Raw genomic sequence first — 18,859 nt, forward strand, 5'->3', positions numbered from 1 at the left:
CGTGGGCCGGCGTGTCTCGAGCATCTGTCTGACCGTCGGCCAGGCAGACGGTCGGACGCCCGGGACGCTGACCCGATCGCGTCGATCGGTGAGCCGACCAGGCTCAGACCGCAAAGCGCGACCTTAACGGTGGTTTCGAGGTCCTCACCAGGTCGAGCTTCGTGTCGTCCGATCGAGCACCGGGCGGCACGACATCCCGTTCCGGGACCCACCAGGTTCAGCAGGGTCGACTCGCCCTCGCCGATCGCCGCCATGTCCCAGCCCGCGTCAAGCGTCTGCACCGGCTCCGCCGTGGCGTGCACTCCCCCGGCCAGATGAGTGACGCTCGGAGCGTCGGCAAGCGCCCGGATCCGCTTCGACTCCTCCGCGACCGCGGCGGCGTCCGGGGAGGAGCACGGCCACAGGACGTAGACCCGCGCCCCGGTGGCGACGGCCTCCCGGATGTGGTTCGCCGTGCTCTCGGCGTCCTCCCCGAAACGCACCTCGTAGCGGGCGGCGGTCTCATGATGGCCGAGCGCACCCAGGAGCGCGTGAAAGCCCGTACGTCACCTCGCGGTAACGCAGCACCAGGACCAGCTCAGGACCACCTGTGCCGCGATTTTGCCAGGCCCCGAAGAACCGTTCCGCCCCGAGCCCGGGCTCTCGAGCTCGACGACCTCGATCTGGACCTCGCGGACACCGTGCAGGTCGAGCTTGAGCTGACGTTCGCCCCGGACATCACCGCCGAGATGGACGACTCCTGGACCGCTGCTCGCAACGGTGAACTCGCCGCCGAAGACCTGGCCGAGGCCGAGACCCTTGTCATGGCCCTGAACGGGGCGGAGCCACTGCGCAGCCGGATCGGACTTGTGAATCCGAGCCGAACCGCGGAAGGTCGCCAGCGCACCGGCGGCGAGCGTGCCGTTTCAGCTGTCGTTGATGACGGTGTGCCGGCCCTCGTAGCCGCCGCTCCAGCTATTGACGACAGCGAACCGCGCTGTCGAGGCGCTCGTCGGCAGAGCGGTAAGGATCAGGGTGGCGACGAGGTACCGGCCGCCGCAAGCGCGGCGGCCGGTCTCGATTCCTCAGGCGGTACAGGAGGGGGTGGCGGTGGGCCCGGTGCCGGTTCCCTGGAAGCCGAACTCGGTGTAGCCGCCGGCCGGGACCTGGCCGTTGTAGCTGACGTTGCGGAAGGTCACCTGGCCGGTGGTGCCGGTGTTCTTGGCGTTCCAGGCGCTGGTCACCGCACCGCCAGACGGGATGATGACGCCGACGGTCCAGCCGTTGAGCGCCCCGGATCCGGCGGTCACCCGGATGGTGGCGGTGTAGCCGCCGTTCCACGAGTTGAGCGTCACGCCGGCGCTGCAACCACCGGGAGCCGGCGGCTGCGAGGAGGCGGAGGGCGAGGGTGAGCCGGGTGTCGTCGGGCCGCCCGCGTTCAGGGCGTTGAGGACGGCGGTGTACGCGGCCTTCTTGTTGCCGTTGCCGTCGAACAGCAACGGGTTCGCGCCGGTACGCCAGGATTCAGGGTCGCGCAGGCCCCAGACGGTGATGCCGGTGCATCGGGCCACGGCCATGCAGGCTCGAGTGACCGAGGCGTAGATGTTGGCCTGGTTGCCGCCCTGCTGGACGTCGAGTTCGGTGATCTGGACGTCGACGCCGAGGTCGGCGAACCGCTGGATGTTCTGCTGGTAGGTGGAGTCCAGCGTGGTGCCCAGGTGGGACTGCAGTCCGACGCAGTCGATCGGCACACCGCGGGACTTGAAGTCACGGACCATGTTGTAGATGCCGGTGGACTTCGCGTTGATGCCGTCGGTGTTGTAGTCGTTGTAACAGAGCTTGGCGCCCGGGTCGGCGGTCCGTGCGGCGCGGAAGGCGGCCTCGATCCAGTCGTTGCCGGTGCGCTGCAGGTTGGAGTCACGGCGGCCGCCGCTGCCACCGTCGGCGAACGCCTCGTTCACCACGTCCCAGGAGTGAATCTTCCCGCGGAAGTGGGTGGCGACCTGGGTGACGTGGTTGATCGCGGCGTTGCGCAGGGCGCTGCCGGACAGCCCCTGCGCCCAGGAGGGCTGCTGGGCGTGCCAGAGCAGGGTGTGGCCGCGTACGGTCATGCCCCGGCTCTGGGCGTGGCTGACCAGCCGATCGCCGTTGGTGTAGTTGAAGCGGCCCTGCTGCGGTTCGGTGGCGTCCCACTTCATGTCGTTCTCGGCGACGATCGAGTTGAACTCGCGGTTGAGGATCGTCATGTAGTTCGTGTCGGAGAGCCGGAACGCGCTGGTGGCGACGCCGAAGTAGCGGCCGGTCTGTGCGGCGGAGGCGCCGAGGGTGGTGGCCGCCTCGGCGGAGCCGGTGATGGCGATGCCGGCGGCGACGAGGACGGCGGCAAGGGCGCCGGAGAGCAGGGCGAAGCGCCCGTTCCTGGGGATGCGCATGGCGGACGGAACCTTTCCGGGTCTATCGGCGGAGGGTGAGCAGGCCGGGACGGTAGGGCAGCTGCAGGTTGCAGGGGTCAATGGTCATGGTCTGGTCGGCGCTGGTGCGGATGAGTTCGCCGTGGCTGATGTCGTTGGTCCAGGTGGCGCCGCTGTTGGCCTTGCCCGCGAACGGGTTGCTCTCGGTGTCGGCCTGCGGTGTCCCGTCGCCGCCGAGGCTGTCGGAGGTGAACGACCGGAGGTAGCGGCCGTCGGCGCCGATGGCCTCGACGATCATGAGGTACTGGTTCTGGCCGGACGCCTTGTACACCTGGACGGCTTCGAACAGGTGGTTATCGTTTGGGGATTGAGCAGCCGCTGACCGCAGGTTACGGGAGCGCTCCCATCAGTTTCAAGGAATCAACGCCGCCGACTGGACGGAATCCGCCTGCATAACATTTATCAAGCGCCGATATCAAATCCCAGGAATCTGTTACGCCGTTCATCGCCGGTCACGGAACAGGGATGCGGCGCTCTGGATCATGACCCAGGGGCACTCCCGGCGGAGCGCCGACAAACTGACCGACGACTCCCGACTTCGATGAAGTCCGCCGCGTAACACTTTTCGGCGCCCTTTTTCTTCCACGCTAACCCATTGAAGCCGTGGGAGCGCTCCCGTAACCTGCCGAAAACAACTGTTCACGTTAAAACGCATTGCCCGATGTGCACGCATCCTCCGCCATCCCCGCCAGGAGAGAACCATGATGATGTCGAGAAGAGCCCGGGCCGGCCTGGTGTCGGCCGGTGCCGCCCTGCTGACCTCGTCGGCGGTCGTCGTGGCCATGCCGGCCGATGCCGCGGCGACCGGCTGCGCGGTGGAATACACCGTGTCGTCGCAGTGGCAGGGCGGGTTCAATGCCGACGTGACCGTCACCAACCTGGGTGATCCGCTGTCCAGCTGGACTCTGACCTGGTTATACGGTGCCGGGCAAACGGTCACGCAGGCGTGGAACACCACCCTGACGCAGAGCGGATCGGCCGTGACGGCGAAGAACGTGAGCTACAACGGCGCCGTCGCGACCAACGGCACCGTCTCGTTCGGCTTCAACGGATCGTGGAACGGCAGCAACCCCGCACCGGCGAGCTTCGCCCTCAACGGCGTCCCCTGCACCGGCGGCACCACGCCCTCGACACCACCGTCCACCCCGCCGTCGTCCTCACCCCCGCCGCCGACCTCGTGCACGCTGCCCTCGTCCTACCGCTGGTCGTCGACGGGCCCGCTGGCCGAACCCAGGTCGGGGTGGCTGTCGCTGAAGGACTTCACCAACGTCGTCCACAACGGCAAGCACCTGGTCTACGCCTAGAACGTCTCCAGTTCCGGGTACGGCTCCATGAACTTCAGCCCGTTCACGAACTGGTCCGACATGGCATCGACCGGGCAAAACGCGATGAGCCAGGGCACCGTGGCGCCCACCCTGTTCTACTTCGCGCCGAAGAACGTCTGGATCCTGGCGTACCAGTGGGGTCCGACCTCGTTCAGCTACAAGACCTCGAGCGACCCCACCAACGCCAACGGCTGGTCCGCGCCGCAGACCCTTTCGACCGCCTCCATCGCCGACGCCCCGTACGGCGTGATCGATCAGACGGTGATCGGTGACGGCCAGAACATGTACCTGTTCTTCGCCGGTGACAACGGCAGGATCTACCGGCAGAGCATGCCGATCGGCAACTTCCCGGGCAGCTTCGGCTCCTCGTACACCCAGATCATGAGCGACACCCGGGAGAACCTGTTCGAGGGGGTCGAGGTCTACAAGGTCGCCGGCCAGAACCAGTACCTGATGCTGGTCGAGGCGATCGGCAGCCAGGGACGCTACTTCCGCTCGTTCACCGCCACCAGCCTCGGCGGAACGTGGACCTCGAACGCCGCCACCGAGAGCAACCCGTTCGCGGGCAAGGCCAACGCCGGCGCCACTTGGACCAACGACATCAGCCACGGCGACCTGGTCCGCAGCAATCCGGACCAGACCAAGACCGTCGACCCGTGCAACCTGCAGCTGCTCTACCAGGGCAAGAACCCCAGCGTGAACGTCCCCTACGACCAGCTGCCCTGGCGGCCGGCCCTGCTGACCAGGCAACGCTGATGGCTCGCCGCGTCCGCAATTCCCTGATCACGGCCGTCGTCGCGGTCACCGCCGCCGTCCTGGCATTCGGGGGTGCCCCGGCCCAGGCCGCCGTCGGTGGATCGGGCCCGTACCCGGCCGACTACGAGACCTCGGCCGGCCTGCCCAACCACACCATCTACCGCCCGCAGAACCTGCCGGCTGAGCGGCTGCCCGTCTTCGTCTGGGGCAACGGCGGCTGCTCGGGCAACGGCCTGTCGCAGCAGAACTTCCTACGCGAGATCGCCTCGCACGGCTTCCTGGCAATCGCCAACGGCGCCCCGAACGGCTCTGGCTCCACGACGGCCCAGCAGCTCACCCAGTCCGTCGACTGGGCCGTCGCGGAGAACTCCCGGCCGGACGGCAAGTACTACGACAGGCTCGACACGACCCGGATCGCCGCCGGCGGCTTCTCCTGCGGCGGGCTGGAGGCGTACGCCGTCTCCGGCGACCCGCGAGTCACCACGACCACCATCTTCAGCAGCGGCCTGCTCAACGACGCCGACGACTACCAGCTCCGGAGGCTGACCAAGCCGATCGCGTACTTCATCGGCGGGCCCGGCGACATCGCGTACCCGAATGCGATGGACGATTGGACCAAACTCCCGGCCGGGTTACCCGCCTTCATGGGCAACCTGAACGTCGGCCACGGCGGGACCTACGACCAGGTCAACGGCGGCGAGTTCGCCCGGGTGGCGGTCCTCTACCTCAAATGGCGGCTCAAGGGCGACACCACCGCGGGCGGCAGTTTCGTCGGCTCGAACTGTGGCCTGTGCGGCACACAATGGCAGGTTCGGCAGAAGAACCTGACCCTCGACGGCGGCACACCGACGACCCCGCCGCCGTCGGCCTGCTCCGCGACGTACTCGGTGCAGGACCAGTGGAACGGCGGCTTCGTCGCCTCGGTGACCGTGACCGCCGGGACCGCCGCGGTGAACGGCTGGCGGGTCGCCCTGGGCCTGCCGGGCGGGGCGTCGATCAGTTCGCTGTGGAACGCCGTCGCCACCGGCACCGGCACCGTCACGAACGCCAGCTACAACGGCCGGCTGTCACCCGGCCAGAGCACCACCTTCGGTTTCCAGGGCACCGGAACCGGCGGCGGCGCCACGGTCACGTGCACCGCGAGCTGAGGCTGATGGTCGGGGGCGCCCGTTCCGGCACCCCCGACCGCACCTCGACCAACGTCGTGAGCCATTGCGATAGAGAGCGCCAGATTGGTCCTCAACCAGGTAGTAGTCAGTGCTTGTTCCGACACGCATAGATGCAGCCCCGGGTGATCTCCAGGGCGTTGAACCTGTCCCACCTGAGGGCGAAGCCCGGGAAGTTGTTGAGATCGCACTGCTTCGCCTTGCCGGTCCTGATCAGGTTGCCGGTGGCGTCGCGGTAGGCCAGGCCGGTGATGCCCGTCGGGTCGCCCTTCGTCGACCAGGCTGAGCAGGGGTCGACTACCAGGTCGGGAGCTTTTGCCGGCTGGTGTGGGGGGGCCCGGGGGGCCGGGCCCCCCCCCCGGGGGGGGGGGGGGGCGGCCCGGGGGGGGGGGGGGGGGGGGGGGGGGCCCCCCCCCCCCCCGGGGCGGCTCGTCAGGACCGGTGGCGCGGGGCGAGCGGGAAGGTTCCCTCGCCGACGTCGGTGAGCGTACGGGTGTATTGCCGCAGGTAGGTGTCGAGGAACGGTGACCGGTCGCCCTGGGTCGGCACGTCGAAGCGCGGGTTCTGCAACGCGAGATGCAGCCGTGCGCGGGTGATCTCGATCGTGTTGCCGCTCGGGGTGTCGCGCCAGTTTCCGCTACCGATCGTCCCGATCTGCACACCCAGCTGGTGGCCCGTCTCGAGAGTCCAGTCGGTGGACTTCAGGTCGAACGCCACCCGGCCCGCTCGTTCGATCAGCGCCACGTTCTCGTCGAACATCACCGCGGTCCCGTCCGGGGCGACGTCCCACAGCCGTACCATGACGTTTCCCGAAGCGCTCGCATGCAGGGTGATCTGTGGGGTCGCGGTGATCCGCAGCCGGGACTCGACCGGCGTGGACCAGGTGAAATAGCTGTGTGTGTCGGCCGCCGGCGCGAGGCCCTTGGCGGCGGGCGGAGCAGGATCCGTGTAGTGCTCCATGTCCCACCCCTGACCGCCGGGCGCGGCCAGTGTGGAGGCGATGCCGTCGTCGACGTACGTTCCGTTGGACAGCGGCGCCGTGGTCGATGACGACGGCGCCGGCCAGGTCGGCTGGGCGCGCCACGCGCCGGTGTTGTCCTCGACGGCGTAGGCCGGGTCGTTCACCGCCGGGTGGATGCCCTTCAGGTAGCGGTCGTAGAAGCGCATGACCTCGTCGAAGAATCCGGCGCGGCCCATGAGCAGCTGGCCCTGATTGTTCGTCTCGTTGCCGCGGACGTGCTCCCACTGTCCCACCCAGCCCCGCTCGACGCCGTGGTGGTTGTCGAGGAATTCCTGCATGTCCTCGGGCTTGGTGTTGTTCTCGATGAAGCCCTGCGTGACGAAGAGCGGGGTGTTCGTGCCCCTGGCCTGGGCGGCGAGGTTGCGGGCGCGCCAGTAGGACGAGTCCAGGTCGGGATTGTTGTTGTTCGTGAGGTTGTCGGCGAGGCACTCGGGGTGGCTCTGCTCGTACTGAGCGTTGGCCCGGTAGCGGTCGGTGTCGTCGGGGAGCGGCGCCATCGTGGCGATGCCGTTGTAGGCGTTCGGGGTGCCGGTCACGTTGGGCCGGGGAACCCCGTTGCTGAACAGGTAGTTGTACATGTTCCACACCGGTTCCTGGGCCACGACGGCTTTCAGTGCCGGGAGGCGCAGATTGTTGCCGATGAGCCCGGTGACGGCGTCGTACGACTTGCCGTACATCCCCACTTTGCCGGTCGACCACGGTTGAGTCGCCGCCCACCGGATCGCCGCCTTCACGTCGGCCTGCTCACCCGGGCCGGCCCAGTCGAGGCAGCCGGTGCTCCCGCCGAAGCCACGCAGGTCGACCATGACGTAGGTGTAGCCGCGGGCGAAGAGGCCGGTGCCGCTGGTGAAGTCGGCGAACCGGTTGGACGGGCCGGTCTGGGTCCACCCCTCCGGCCCGGTCTGGCCGGCGTGACTGAAGTACGAGCTGACGGCGAGAATCACCGGTGTCCTGGCGTGCGGCGGCAGGTTCGCCGGGCGCAGTACGTCGGCGTGGAGCTCGACGCCGCTGCTGTCGGCTGATGGGAAGTAGGCTTCGGTCCACACCGCACCCTCCGGCACGCGGGGGTTCTCCTGGTGGGTGACGCCCGGTGGCGAGGCAGCGGCGGCGGTCGCCGGGCCGGCTATCGCGAGAGTGGCTACCGTGATCAGCGCGCCGGCGGCGGCCATTGCCCGTCCGCGTAAACTCATCCGACCTCCAAACATCGAACATCATCTGTGCCGGTCCTGACGCTAGCGCGTCGGAGTGCCGAATCAACCCATTGAGTGGTGTCTATAAATTTGCCAGGATGACGCCATGACGACGGGGCGACGGTTGTTCTCGGCGATGTCCGTGGCGGCGCTGGTGGTGGCCGGCGCCGTCAACGCCGCACCGGCCGTGGCCACGCCCCCGCCCGTGGATCCGGACACGCCGTGGCGCATGCGCCACTGGCCGCAGACACAGCCGTGGCAGGTCGACGAGGCGGTCACTCTGGGCGGCCCGGCCGGCGCGCCCCAGCCGATCGACCCCCAGCGGTACGAGCTGCCGGACACGATGACCTGGGACGACTACCGGGCCGTGCCGGGCACCGACTGGGCGAATCCGGCGGTGCGCGGCTCGGAACGCACCTTCAACGGGGCCCTGGTGCTCCTCGACTACCCGAACCAGCCGTTCGTGGTCACTCAGCCGGCGAACTCGACGATCTACGGGAACCCGTCCGGCGTACAGAATCTGGACCGTTCCGCGGTGCCGGCGTTCTATCGGGACTTCCTGAACAAACCGGGGGCGCTCAACCGCGGGCACACCATCCACGAGTACTGGATGGAGGACTCGAACGGGCGCTTCGGCATCGACCTGAGCGCGTTCGGGGTCTACCAGATGCCGCACGCCAGTCACGAGTACGGCATCGAGAACTCCATGCAGCGTGGCCTGGGCTGTCCGGGCGACGACGTGTGCGGGCGTGACCTGCGGGCCGACGCGCGCGCCGCCTGGATCGCCGCGGTCGGCGAGCAGGAGGCGGCCTCGTACGATTTCGTGTTCTTCCTCTCGGCGGGCCAGGACGAGTCGGCCACCTGGCAGGAGTTCGGCCCGATGAAGTTCACCACCAAGGAGGACGTCAGCGAGGAGTTCGGCCCGCCGGACGAGTCACTGCCGAACTGGAACGCGACCCGCTACGTCGAGTGGACGTCCTGGCAGGCCTCCGCGAACATCTGGCCGAACGCCACCCAGGGCAGCTCCCTGCAGGCGGAGAGCTCGGGCATGTCGACGTACGCGCACGAGTTCAGCCACATCCTCGGCATCGGCGACAACTACAACAACCCCTACTCCGTACCGGCGCGCCGCGATTACAGCGGGCCGTGGGAGATGCTCAGCCGCGGCACGTTCAACGGCCCCGGCGGACCGCACAGCCGGTGGCTGATCCCGGGAACCGCGGGCTCCTCGATGGGCGCACAGCACATGCTGCGCAACAAGATGAAGCTCGGCATCGTCGACGACGCCGCGGTGCTGAAGCTGTCCCGCGACGCGCTCGCCCAGTCCGGCCTCGTGGTGACGCGGGTGACGGCGCGCGCGGTCGACCCCGGCGGGCGCCGGCTGGCCGGCATCAACGTGACCCTGGACGGCGGCGATCGCAGCCCCTCCTGCAACGCCGCGACGGATCCGTACTGCGACGGCGGCGGGTACCACAACTACACGCTCGAAGTGGTCGACCGGATGGGCTTCGACTCGTTCACCCCGGACTCCGGCGTGCTGCTGGCCAAGACGAAGAACGCCGACGCCGCGCCGTTCATCTGGACCATCGACGCCAACCCGCAGGACATCGACAAGGTCGACTTCGTGCTGCCGGACGGCACGCCGCAGAAGATGACCATCGGCGACTACCGGCAGCTCTCCGACGCGCTGTTCCACGCCGGCACCGGCTCGGGCAGCCTGTTCGAGTACACGGACACGGCCAACCGGCTGCACTTCTACGTGCTCGACCGGCAGCGGGACCGGCACGGCGTGCTCTCGTACGAGGTCGCGGTGCGCTCACTCGACGGCGCCGGACCGTCCACCCGCGGGGTGCGGGCCTCCTCGGCCACCGCTCGCCCCGGGCCGTCCGGCTGGGCCCGGTGCACGATTCCGATCCGCAACACCAGCCGGGACGCCGACGTCTTCCGCATCTCGGCGCCGGGGGCGGTGCTGCCCCGGGCAGTCGTCGGGGTGGCGGGCCGTCAGTCCGCCTCGGTCGAGGTCTACGTCAAGGGTGTGCCGGCGGTGGCGGTCGAGGCCAGGTCGGAGAGCGACCCGAGCGCGACCGCCGTGGCCTCCTGCACCGTGCGACGGTGACGTCCTGTTCACCGAGGCGGGACGGCGGCGTGCATCCGGCGGCGGTGTCCGCAGTGGATCTCGTGGTGGTGGGGCGTGTCTAGGCTGAGGTGGTGGACAGCCGAGTCGCCGAGGTCGAAGAGCTGGCACAGGCGGCCGCCGCCGGTGACGCCACCGCTCTGCATGCCCTGCTGAGCGTGGTACGACCGGACATGCTCCGGATATGTGCGCGGTTCCTGCCGAACCGTGAAGACGCCGAGGACGCCTGCCAGGACGCGCTGTTCGCGCTCACCAGGTCGATCGGCGGCTTCGAGGGCCGCTCGTCGTTCCGTACCTGGCTCTATCGTCTGACCGCCAACCGGGCCCGGTCGACGTACCAGAGGCTGCGTGGCCGTTTCCTGGCCGAATCGGGCGGGGTGCCGCTGCCCGAGCGTCCCGACCCTCGCCGGACCAGCGTGGTGGCGGGGACCCGCCTGGATCTGCTCGACGCGCTGGAGCGGCTACGGCCCGATCTCGCCGAGGCGGTCGTCCTGCGGGATCTGCTCGACCTCAGCTACGCCGACATCGCCGCGCTGGTCGCGGTGCCGGAGGGCACCGTGCGATCCCGCATCCACCATGGGCGTGCACAGCTGCGGGTGCGGCTGGCGCCGCCCGGGGAGCCCGGATGCGCGGCCGGCTGACGGCCGGTGTGCTCGCCGCGTCGCTGGCCGTGGCGGGATGCGGAGCCGAGTCGCCGGTCTCGCCACTTCCGACGGAGGCCGCCACCGCAACGGCGCCGGTACGATCGGCGGCCGCCGAGCCGGCGAGCAGTGCCCCGAGCGTGCCGCCGTCCCGGCCGTCGCCGGCGGCCACGTCGCCGACGTCGCGCCGCCCGCCGGTCGTCACGCCGAGCCCGAGCCCGAGCCGGACGTCCACCCGGCCGCCCGCGTCGCCGGCCTGTGCCGGCGCGGTCGTCCGCACCATCGACGTGGCCGCGGACGAGCTGGCTCTGGTTCCCGCGATGTGCCTGGCGGCCGGTGCGGTGCTGCGTATCGAGAACATCGGGCCGGGCGAGGTCACCACCGACGCGCCGGAGCTGGTCGCGCAGCATTACGAGGCCGGCGTCGTCGAGGTGCGTTTCGTGCGTCCGGGCACCGTCGTCGTGAGGATCCCCCAGGGCGGCCGGACCTACGACATCACGGTGGTGGTGCGCTAGCCGGTGCCGACGCCGGCGAGCAGCGCGTCGACCTCCTGGTCGCTCGTTTCCGGTACCGGGGCGAGCTGCACGTACAGCAGGGCCGCCGTGCGGGCGTCCGGCCGGGCCGCCTCGATGATCACCGGCTTGGGGCCGCCGCACGTGAAGCGCGCCACCACCCACTCGGCACCGGGCCGGCGGGTGTGCCGGACCGGCGCCGCGGCGCAGCGTGCGTGGGGGTGCTCCGCGACGAAACCGGCCGCCGTCGTGCGTTTCCCGGCGCTGCGGGACAGCCCGACGAACGCGCCGGGCACGCCCGGGTCGGTACGCCAGCGGCCCGGATCCGGGGAGATCACCAGCGCGGGTTCCAGCCGGCCGTCCCCGTCGGGGCGGCCGGCCCAGCCGGATCCGGCGGCGCGCCATCCGGCGGGCAGCACGACCGTCAGCCGCCCCGTACCGTCACGGGCCGTGTGTGCGCCCTCGGGGAGGGCGGCGTCGGACGGGACGCCGGCCAGGACGACGACGGCCCCGATGACGGCCGTCGCGCGCCCGAACCGTGTGAACGCGCCACCGGAGCCGTTGCCGACGGCCCGGTCGAGCGCCGCGGCGAACGCGGCGGCGTCCGGAGGCCGGTCCCGCGGGTCACGCGCCGTCGCCCGGTGCAGGAGCGTGGCGACCCCGGCGGGTACGCCCGGGCGCAGCCGTGGCCGCCCGCCGCTCCGCGGTGCGCTCAGCAGCCGGGCGCCGAGTCGTCCCAGCCCGTAGACGTCGGCACTGGTGCCGACCGCGGCCAGGGGGTCGTCCTGTTCCGGCGCCATGTAGCCGGGGGTGCCGGCGCGCGCGGTCAGTCCCGACGCGGCGGCGAGCGCCTTCGCCAGGCCGAGGTCGGCGATCAGGACCCGATCCGGCCCGGGTGGCGCGGTCTGGAACAGGATGTTGCCGGGTGTGAGATCGCGGTGCACGATCCGGTGCCGGTGCAGCACCGCGACGCCCGCGGCGATCTCCCGCAGGATCCGCAGGGCCACGGTGGGCGGCAGGTCACCCTGGTCGAGCCGGTCACGCAGGCTGCCGCCCTCGGCGAATTCCATGACCGAGTACGGGCGCCCGTCCGGGAGTTCGCCGACGGCGTACACCCGTACCACCCGGTCGTCGGCGAGCCGCCACAGCAGCCGGGCCTCCTGCTGGAAGCGTTCCCGGACCCGCAGGTCATGGGCCCAGTTGTCGGCCAGCACCTTGATCGCCACGTGGGCGTCCAGCGCCGGGTCGTGGCCGAGCCACACGGTGGCGAACGACCCGGCGCCGAGCAACCGTTCGATGCGGTAGCCGCCGATCTGCCGCAGGCCGGTCATGATGGCACAATCTCACCCGTCACGGCTCGACCATAGACGCCGATCGGTATACGGCTACCGGACCGCGACCGCCGTCACGGAGCGTGTCGTCGCGTCCACGGTGGCGGTGAGGACGACGCTGGCCGGCCGGCGGAACTGGCAGGCGTGGATGCCGGCCTCGTAGTGGCAGTTCACGGCGCCGGCGGGGGTGGCCGACAGCAGGCCGGGCCCGAGGTTGACCACCCGCAGCGTCGCGCCGGCCCGCAGGCACGGCGACCACCAGCGCAGCTCGTCGTTGGTGTCGAGATCGACCACGCTGCCCGCCGGCGAGCAGGCCGTCGACGGCTGTCCGGGTACCGCCGCGGGCACCCGGACGAGCAGCTCCCGGGCGCCCGGGGCCAGCGAGAGGCGTACGGTGCCGGTGCGGATGAGGCGGCACTGGTAGGTGCCCGCCGCGTAGAAGCAGTCGGTCATGGTGGCGGGCTCCGCGAGCAGCGACCCGGGTCCGGTGTTGACGACGCGTACGACCCCGCCGACCGCGATGCACAGGGACGGCAGCGTGCCGGGCTGTGCGGCGTCGACGGAGTGGACCACCGCGCCCTGGCAGGTGGCGGCGCGGGTCGCGGTGGACGGCGGCCCGGCGGCCGCCGGTGCGGCGCCCGAGAGACCGGCCGCCAGTAGGGTGAGTGCGAGCAACACGGCCGTACCGAACCGGTGGCGAGATGACGAGATGCGCATGACGGCGTTCACTCCTTTTCGTAGGGCTGTCCTCCTGTCTGTCCCACCGCGATCCGCTTTCGTTCACCCGGAGAATCGTCCGATGTTTCGGATGGCGTCGCATGCCCTCAGCAAGAGCGCGATCCCGCCGATCCCCTATAGGTGAGGGTGCGCGCCCAGGAGGTGGAACCGGCACCGGCGTTGGACCGGCTGGTCCGGATGGCCACGCGGCAGTTGCGTGCTCCGGTCGCGGGGATGTCCCGGCCCGGCACGGATCCGCACGAGTCGCATCCGTGCAACCGGTACGTGGTCAGCGAGGGCAACCCGCTGATCGTCGCCCGCTGCGACGCCGACCCGCGGCTGAGCCGTGACCCGGCGGTCCGGGAGCACGAGACCGTCGCCTACGCCGGATATCCGCTCCGGGGGCCGGACGGGGCGTCACCCGGCGTGTTCTTCGTGGCCGACATCGTGCCGAGGCAGTGGACCGACGACGAGCTGCAGAACCTGCTCGATCTGGCTGAGACCGCCGAGTCGGAGATCGCGCTGCGCAGCTCGTACGACGCCGCACGGCAGTCCGAGGCACGGCTGCGGAGGATGCTGGACGGCGCGATCGAGGCCTACCTGTCGATGGATGCCGCCGGGCGGATCGTCGGGTGGAACAGGTCCTCCGAGCACCTGTTCGGCTGGTCCGCCGCCGAAGCCCTGGGCAAGCGCACCACCGATCTGCTCGTGCCGCCGAGATTCCGGGTCAAGCACGAGCGGAGGCTGGCCGAGGCCCGGCGTACCGGAACCTCCGATCTTGCCGGGCATTGGCTGGAACTGGCGTTGCTGGACCGGCAGGGCCGGGAGATCCCGGTCGAGACATCCCTGTACATGGACGACGAGCACGGCCCGCCGGTGTTCAGCATGTTCATGCACGACATCACCGAACGGACCGTGGCGCGGGCCGAACTGGAGAACGAACGGGCTTTCCTGCAGGCGATGCTGAACAGCCTGGACGTCGGGGTGGCGGCCTGCGACAGCGAAGGCGTCCTGACCCAGTTCAACTCGGCCATGCGGGAGATCCACGGTCAGGACATGCGGCCGATCAGGCCGGAGTCGTGGTCGCGGACCTACCATCTGTTCGAACCGGACGGGCACACCCCGATGCGGCCGGAGGATGCCGGTCTGGCCCGCGCCTTCCGGGGTGAGATCGTGCGGCGCCAGGAGGTGGCGATCGTCGTCCCGGGCCGGCCGCCGCGCCACTTCCTCAGCAACTCCCGGCCGGTCGAGACCGCGGACGGGCGGTGCCTCGGCGCCGTGGTGGCGTTGCACGAGATCACCGAGACGCGTCGCGCCGACCTGCTGCGCCGTTGCCGGTACGCCGTCGCGAGCGCGCTTTCCGAGGCCACCTCGGCGCAGGAGGCGGCGTCCGCGGCCGCCGAGGCCGTCGCCGCGGAACTGCGGTGGGCCTGCGCCGAGTACTGGGAGATCGACGAGAGTCGGAACCTGCTCGTCCGGCGCAGTTGCTGGAGCCGGCCCGGCACCGACCTGACGGAATTCCGCAACGAAGGCACCGAGGCCCTCACCTGCGGCCATGCCTTGGGTGGTTCGGTCTGGGAACGCGGCATCGAGATCTGGAGCACCGACCTGATCCGCGACCTCGCCTTCCCACACCGGGGCCGGGTGCGGGCCGGGCACCGGGCCGGGCTGCGGACGGGAATCGGTGTGCCGGTGCACTGTGGTCACGGGGTGGCCGGTGCGCTCGTGTTCTTCATCGACGCCGAGGTCGACCGCGACGACGAGATCCTCGCCATGCTGCACGACGTCGCCGGACAGATCGGCCGTTTCGTGGAACGGCGCCGCGCCGAGGACCTCACCCTCGCGCTGGCCGCCGCCCGCAGCGACTTCAACCGGGTCGTCGAGCAGGTCAACGACTCCTTCTGGACCGTCGAGATCACCTCGTCCGGCGAGGTCCGCTCACGATACTCCAGCGTCGGCGGCAAGGGCGTCTACGGCGGCACCCTGCCCACCGACGCGGACATGGCGACCACCATCCGGGCGCTCGTGCATCCGGACGACCGTGAGATCTTCGAGCTGTTCTACGAGCAGGGGTCGACGGGCGAGCCGGCCGAATGCGAATGCCGGATAGCCGGTTTCGACGGCGTCACCCGCTGGGTGTGGTTCCGCGCCGTCCCGCGCCGCGAGAACGGCCGCCTCTACGTCGACGGCACCAGCACGAACGTCACCGAACGCCGGGAACTCGCCGACCAGCGGGAACGGCTGCTCACCCAGGAACAGCAGCAGGTACGCCGCCTCCAGGAACTCGACCGGATGAAGGACGAACTGGTCGCCGTCGTCAGCCACGAGCTGCGCAACCCCATCGCCATCATCGTCGCCCACACCGAAGCGCTGCGCGAGGAACCCGGCCTGGCCGACCAACCCGAGCTCGCCGTCATCGCACGGACCAGCGACCACCTCAACCACCTCGTCGAGGACCTGCTGGACCTGGCCCGCTTCGACAGCGGGCGAACCACCATCGACCGCAAGCCACTGCGCCTGGACCAGCTGCTGCGCCAGGCCGTACACGATCACCAGCCGAACGCCGAAACCCGGTCGGTCACCCTCACCGCCGACATCGGTCCTCTACCGCTGGTGCCCGGCGACGGTCCCCGGCTCCGGCAGGTCGTCGACAACCTGCTCTCCAACGCCATCAAGTACACGCCCGGCGGCGGCACCGCCACGGTGACCGCGCACGCCGACGACACCACCGTCACCATCGACATCACCGACACCGGCATCGGCATCCCCGCCGAGCAGTATCCGAAGCTCTTCACCCGCTTCTTCCGCGCCACCACCGCGACCGATCGCAAGATCAAGGGCACCGGCCTCGGCCTCGCCGTCACCAAGGCCATCGTCGACGCGCACGACGGCACGATCACCGCCCAGCCGGCGCCCACCGGCGGCACCACCTTCACGGTGACCCTGCCCCACTGAGGTCACCGTCCGACGCTCGGGCGTAGCTGCCACTGCTGATCGTGGGTGCCGTTGTCGCGGAACTGCTGGACATCGGCACTGTCGGCGGTGGACATCCGGTCGACCGCCAGCAGTTTGCCGCTGTGCCGGTTGACCAGTCTGTAGTTCCCGTCGCCGGCGTCCACCGGCAGCCACAGGTGGTCGGCGGTGCCGTTGTCGTCGTACTGCACGACCTGGGCGCTGTCGGCCGTGGACATGCCGGCGACGCCGAGCACCTTGCCGCTGTTCAGGTTCCTGATCCGGAAGTAGCCGTCGCCGTTGTCGACGAGTTCCCAGCGGTGGTCCATGGTGCCGGTGTCGCTGTACTGCTGGACCGGTGCGCTGTTGGCCGTCGAGGCGTTGTGGACGGCGAGGAGTTTGCCGCTGTGCCGATTGAAGATCTTGAAGGTGGGCCGGCTCCACACCTGGAACTCGCTGATGCCCCAGCCGACACCGCCCCCGCGATTGGGCGCGACGACCCGCAGCCGGGTCGCGGCGACGGCCGGGAAGGTGATCCGGGTGAGCCCGTTCGCCGCCGGCAACGCCCCGCCGGGGCTGCGGTTCTGTCCCGGTACGGTGCGCCACTCGGCGCCGGTGAAGTACTGCAGGTCATAGCTCGCCGGCACCCGCACCCCTCCGCCGTCGTCGTAGAAGTACAGCCGTACGTCGTCGACGGTGACCGGCCGGCCGAAGTCCACCCCGGCGTGGTCGGTGGCGTTCGGCGAGCTGTACGAGGTCCAGCGGGTGTTCTGCGGCACGGTGTGTTCGAAGATGTTGCCGTCGATGATCCGCCAGGCGTTGTCGACCTGGAAGGTGTACGAGGCGAACGGTTGTGGCGCGCCGTTGCCGTGCCGCTGGCCGTTGGCGGCGATGTTGACCCGGCCCTCGGCGGCGGGCGGGGTGACCGGGTCGCCGACGGTGACGGTCAGCGGGTTCAGGCCCGCCTGGGCGGCGACCTGGGCGCCGTCGACGAAGACCCGCAGCCCGGCGCCGCGGCCGTACCGGGTCCCGGTGCGGTCCCACAGCACGGTGAGGTTGTGACCGTGGTACGGCGCGTTCTCCAGCAGGAAGTAGTCCCAGCTCGCCGGGGCCAGCGGCTTGATGGTGACCGCGTTGTCGGCGCGCCCGTCCACGCCGATCAGTCCGGAGATGACGTTGTCGACGTACGTCGAATGGTTGTAGTCCTCGCTGTGCCCCCGCCCGTCGTAGATCCACCGGTTCTCGTCCGGGTGGTGGGCCTCGGCCACGTAGGGCACACCGTCGCGGTACTGGGTGAGGGCGTACCTGTGCAGCAGGTCGACGTAGTCGGCGCTGTCGGCGTAGGGCTGGGCCGGATAGTCCTGGAGCAGGTTGGCCAGGCCGGACAGGACCTGCGCGGTGGCGTACGGCCAGGACGGGCCGTTCCAGCGGCAGCAGCCGCTGAGCGCGTCACGCATGAACTGCGGGCTGCGCCGTTCCGCTGTGGTCGGGCCGTAGGCGGAGTAGAAGCCCTGCGGGTCGGTCACCTGCGCCCAGGCCACCGAGCGGTTGGCGTCCGGCATGCCGAACATCCAGGGTACGAAGCCGATGTGCTCGCGGGTGTCCAGTCTGCTGAGGCCGGGGTTCTGGTCGCGCATCACGTGGTAGTAGAAGTCGCGCTGCGGATCCCACAGCCGGTTGTCCATCGCCGTCTTCAGCGCGGCGGCTCGCGCCTGGTAGGTGCCGGCGGTCGCGGTGTCGCCGTTGAGGGCGGCGATGGCGGCGATGGCGCGCGCGTCACCGTACTGGTAGGCGTTGATGCTGGGCCGGTAGCCGGCGCCGCCGTGGTAGGGGTCGGGTGACTGGTAGGACGCCGCGGACAGTTCGCTGGCGTCCCAGACCGGGACCTGCCAGTACAGCCCGAGGGCGGCGTTGTACTGCACGTTCCACCGGTCGTAGAACCGTTGCAGGGCCGCCTGCTGGGCGGTGACGAACGCCCGGTCGCCGTTGATCAGGTACCGGTTCCACACCGCGCTGGCGGCCCAGAAGCTGTACTCGTGGCCCCAGTCGGTGGTGTTCGGGTTGACCGCCTCGACGGCCGGTTTGGGGCCCGCGCCGGGGCCGGTCAGCCAATAGTTGATGTAGTCGTCGAGGTACCGGTCGCTACGAACCCAGCGGCCCTCGTTGATGTGATGCCCGGCGGCGGCGGAGATCCCCCCGTACGGGGCGCCGTAGGACACCGGATCGAGGAACTCGCTGGAGATCCAGCCGAACTGCGGCCCGGTGTAGACCAGGTGTTCCTTCCACGTCTTCCACCGGTAGTAGTAGACGTCCTGGATCTGGCGGTCGGGCACCTCCAGGAACGGGATGTTCGCCCGGTACCAGGCGGGATCGTCGAAACCACCGACGAAGGCGTTCCCGTCCAGGAACGTCGTGCCGGCGCCGACCGCGGGCAGCGGTTCGGGCGGGTCGACAGCCGCCGCCGGACCGGTGACGGCGACGAGGCCGGCGGTGGTCACCACGAGCGTCGCGGCGGCGGCGAGCAGCCGCCGCAGCGGAGGGAGGGCACGTACGGACATCGGCGGGGACTCCTCGAGGACCGAAGCACACGGGATCGATAAAGAATCCAACCTGTTCGATATCCCCAGTGTCAATCCATGAGCGAACGTGACGAGAAATGTTCGC

At 70.1% G+C, this 18,859-nt stretch carries 10 protein-coding genes and 2 pseudogenes; 6 read left to right on the top strand and 6 right to left on the bottom strand.

The genetic code is table 11. The features are described 5' to 3' along the window. Positions 1-1,064: 1,064 nt before the first annotated feature. Together J5X75_RS26800 and J5X75_RS26805 are read right to left on the bottom strand one after the other, a co-directional pair. Complete coding sequence (locus J5X75_RS26800) at positions 1,065-2,411, bottom strand: glycoside hydrolase family 10 protein (protein WP_208470276.1); 1,347 nt, start codon at positions 2,409-2,411, stop codon at positions 1,065-1,067. A 22-nt stretch (positions 2,412-2,433) separates the two neighbouring features. Continuing rightward, positions 2,434-2,757: pseudogene (locus J5X75_RS26805) on the bottom strand (non-reducing end alpha-L-arabinofuranosidase family hydrolase); the annotation flags it as partial. A gap of 394 nt (positions 2,758-3,151) precedes the next feature. On the opposite strand from J5X75_RS26805, the pseudogene J5X75_RS26810 reads away from it, so the two are divergent. Continuing rightward, positions 3,152-4,531: pseudogene (locus J5X75_RS26810) on the top strand (non-reducing end alpha-L-arabinofuranosidase family hydrolase). Continuing rightward, the gene (locus J5X75_RS26815) at positions 4,531-5,679 is read left to right on the top strand and encodes a cellulose binding domain-containing protein (RefSeq protein ID WP_208470277.1); all 1,149 of its coding nucleotides are present in this window, start codon (positions 4,531-4,533) and stop codon (positions 5,677-5,679) included. Before J5X75_RS26810 ends, J5X75_RS26815 begins: the two are co-directional and overlap by 1 nt. Positions 5,680-6,129: 450 nt before the next feature. On the opposite strand, the gene J5X75_RS26820 is transcribed toward J5X75_RS26815, so the two are convergent. Next, entirely contained in the window at positions 6,130-7,908 is a 1,779-nt protein-coding gene (locus J5X75_RS26820) for a CocE/NonD family hydrolase (RefSeq protein ID WP_208470278.1), read from the bottom strand. A 106-nt stretch (positions 7,909-8,014) separates the two neighbouring features. Between J5X75_RS26820 and J5X75_RS26825 the strand changes: the two genes are divergently transcribed. From J5X75_RS26825 to J5X75_RS26835, 3 genes are all read left to right on the top strand, one after another. Next, entirely contained in the window at positions 8,015-10,024 is a 2,010-nt protein-coding gene (locus J5X75_RS26825; RefSeq protein ID WP_208470279.1) for a M6 family metalloprotease domain-containing protein, read from the top strand. Between the two features lie 92 nt (positions 10,025-10,116). Beyond that, complete coding sequence (locus J5X75_RS26830) at positions 10,117-10,683, top strand: RNA polymerase sigma factor (protein ID WP_307798274.1); 567 nt, start codon at positions 10,117-10,119, stop codon at positions 10,681-10,683. Continuing rightward, positions 10,668-11,198: a hypothetical protein gene (locus tag J5X75_RS26835; protein WP_208470280.1), complete on the top strand. Its 531-nt coding sequence runs from the start codon at positions 10,668-10,670 to the stop codon at positions 11,196-11,198. The genes J5X75_RS26830 and J5X75_RS26835 overlap by 16 nt, the downstream gene beginning before the upstream one ends. Here J5X75_RS26835 and J5X75_RS26840 read toward each other — a convergent pair. Together J5X75_RS26840 and J5X75_RS26845 are read right to left on the bottom strand one after the other, a co-directional pair. Next, a complete protein-coding gene (locus J5X75_RS26840) occupies positions 11,195-12,526 on the bottom strand; it encodes a serine/threonine-protein kinase (RefSeq protein ID WP_208470281.1) in 1,332 nt (443 codons plus the stop codon). The two genes, J5X75_RS26835 and J5X75_RS26840, sit on opposite strands and share 4 nt — an antisense overlap. 54 nt (positions 12,527-12,580) lie before the next feature. Further along, on the bottom strand, positions 12,581-13,204 hold the full coding sequence (locus tag J5X75_RS26845) for a hypothetical protein (RefSeq protein ID WP_208470282.1): 624 nt from the start codon (positions 13,202-13,204) through the stop codon (positions 12,581-12,583). A 201-nt stretch (positions 13,205-13,405) separates the two neighbouring features. Here J5X75_RS26845 and J5X75_RS26850 point away from each other — a divergent pair, with 201 nt between their 5' ends. After that, complete coding sequence (locus tag J5X75_RS26850; RefSeq protein ID WP_208470283.1) at positions 13,406-16,198, top strand: ATP-binding protein; 2,793 nt, start codon at positions 13,406-13,408, stop codon at positions 16,196-16,198. A 2-nt stretch (positions 16,199-16,200) separates the two neighbouring features. Here the strand turns inward: J5X75_RS26850 and J5X75_RS26855 are convergent, their stop codons facing one another. Beyond that, entirely contained in the window at positions 16,201-18,753 is a 2,553-nt protein-coding gene (locus J5X75_RS26855; protein WP_208470284.1) for an MGH1-like glycoside hydrolase domain-containing protein, read from the bottom strand. Positions 18,754-18,859 lie beyond the last annotated feature (106 nt).

Origin of the sequence: Actinoplanes flavus (assembly GCF_017592555.1) — a bacterium.
Lineage (GTDB): Bacteria > Actinomycetota > Actinomycetes > Mycobacteriales > Micromonosporaceae > Actinoplanes > Actinoplanes flavus.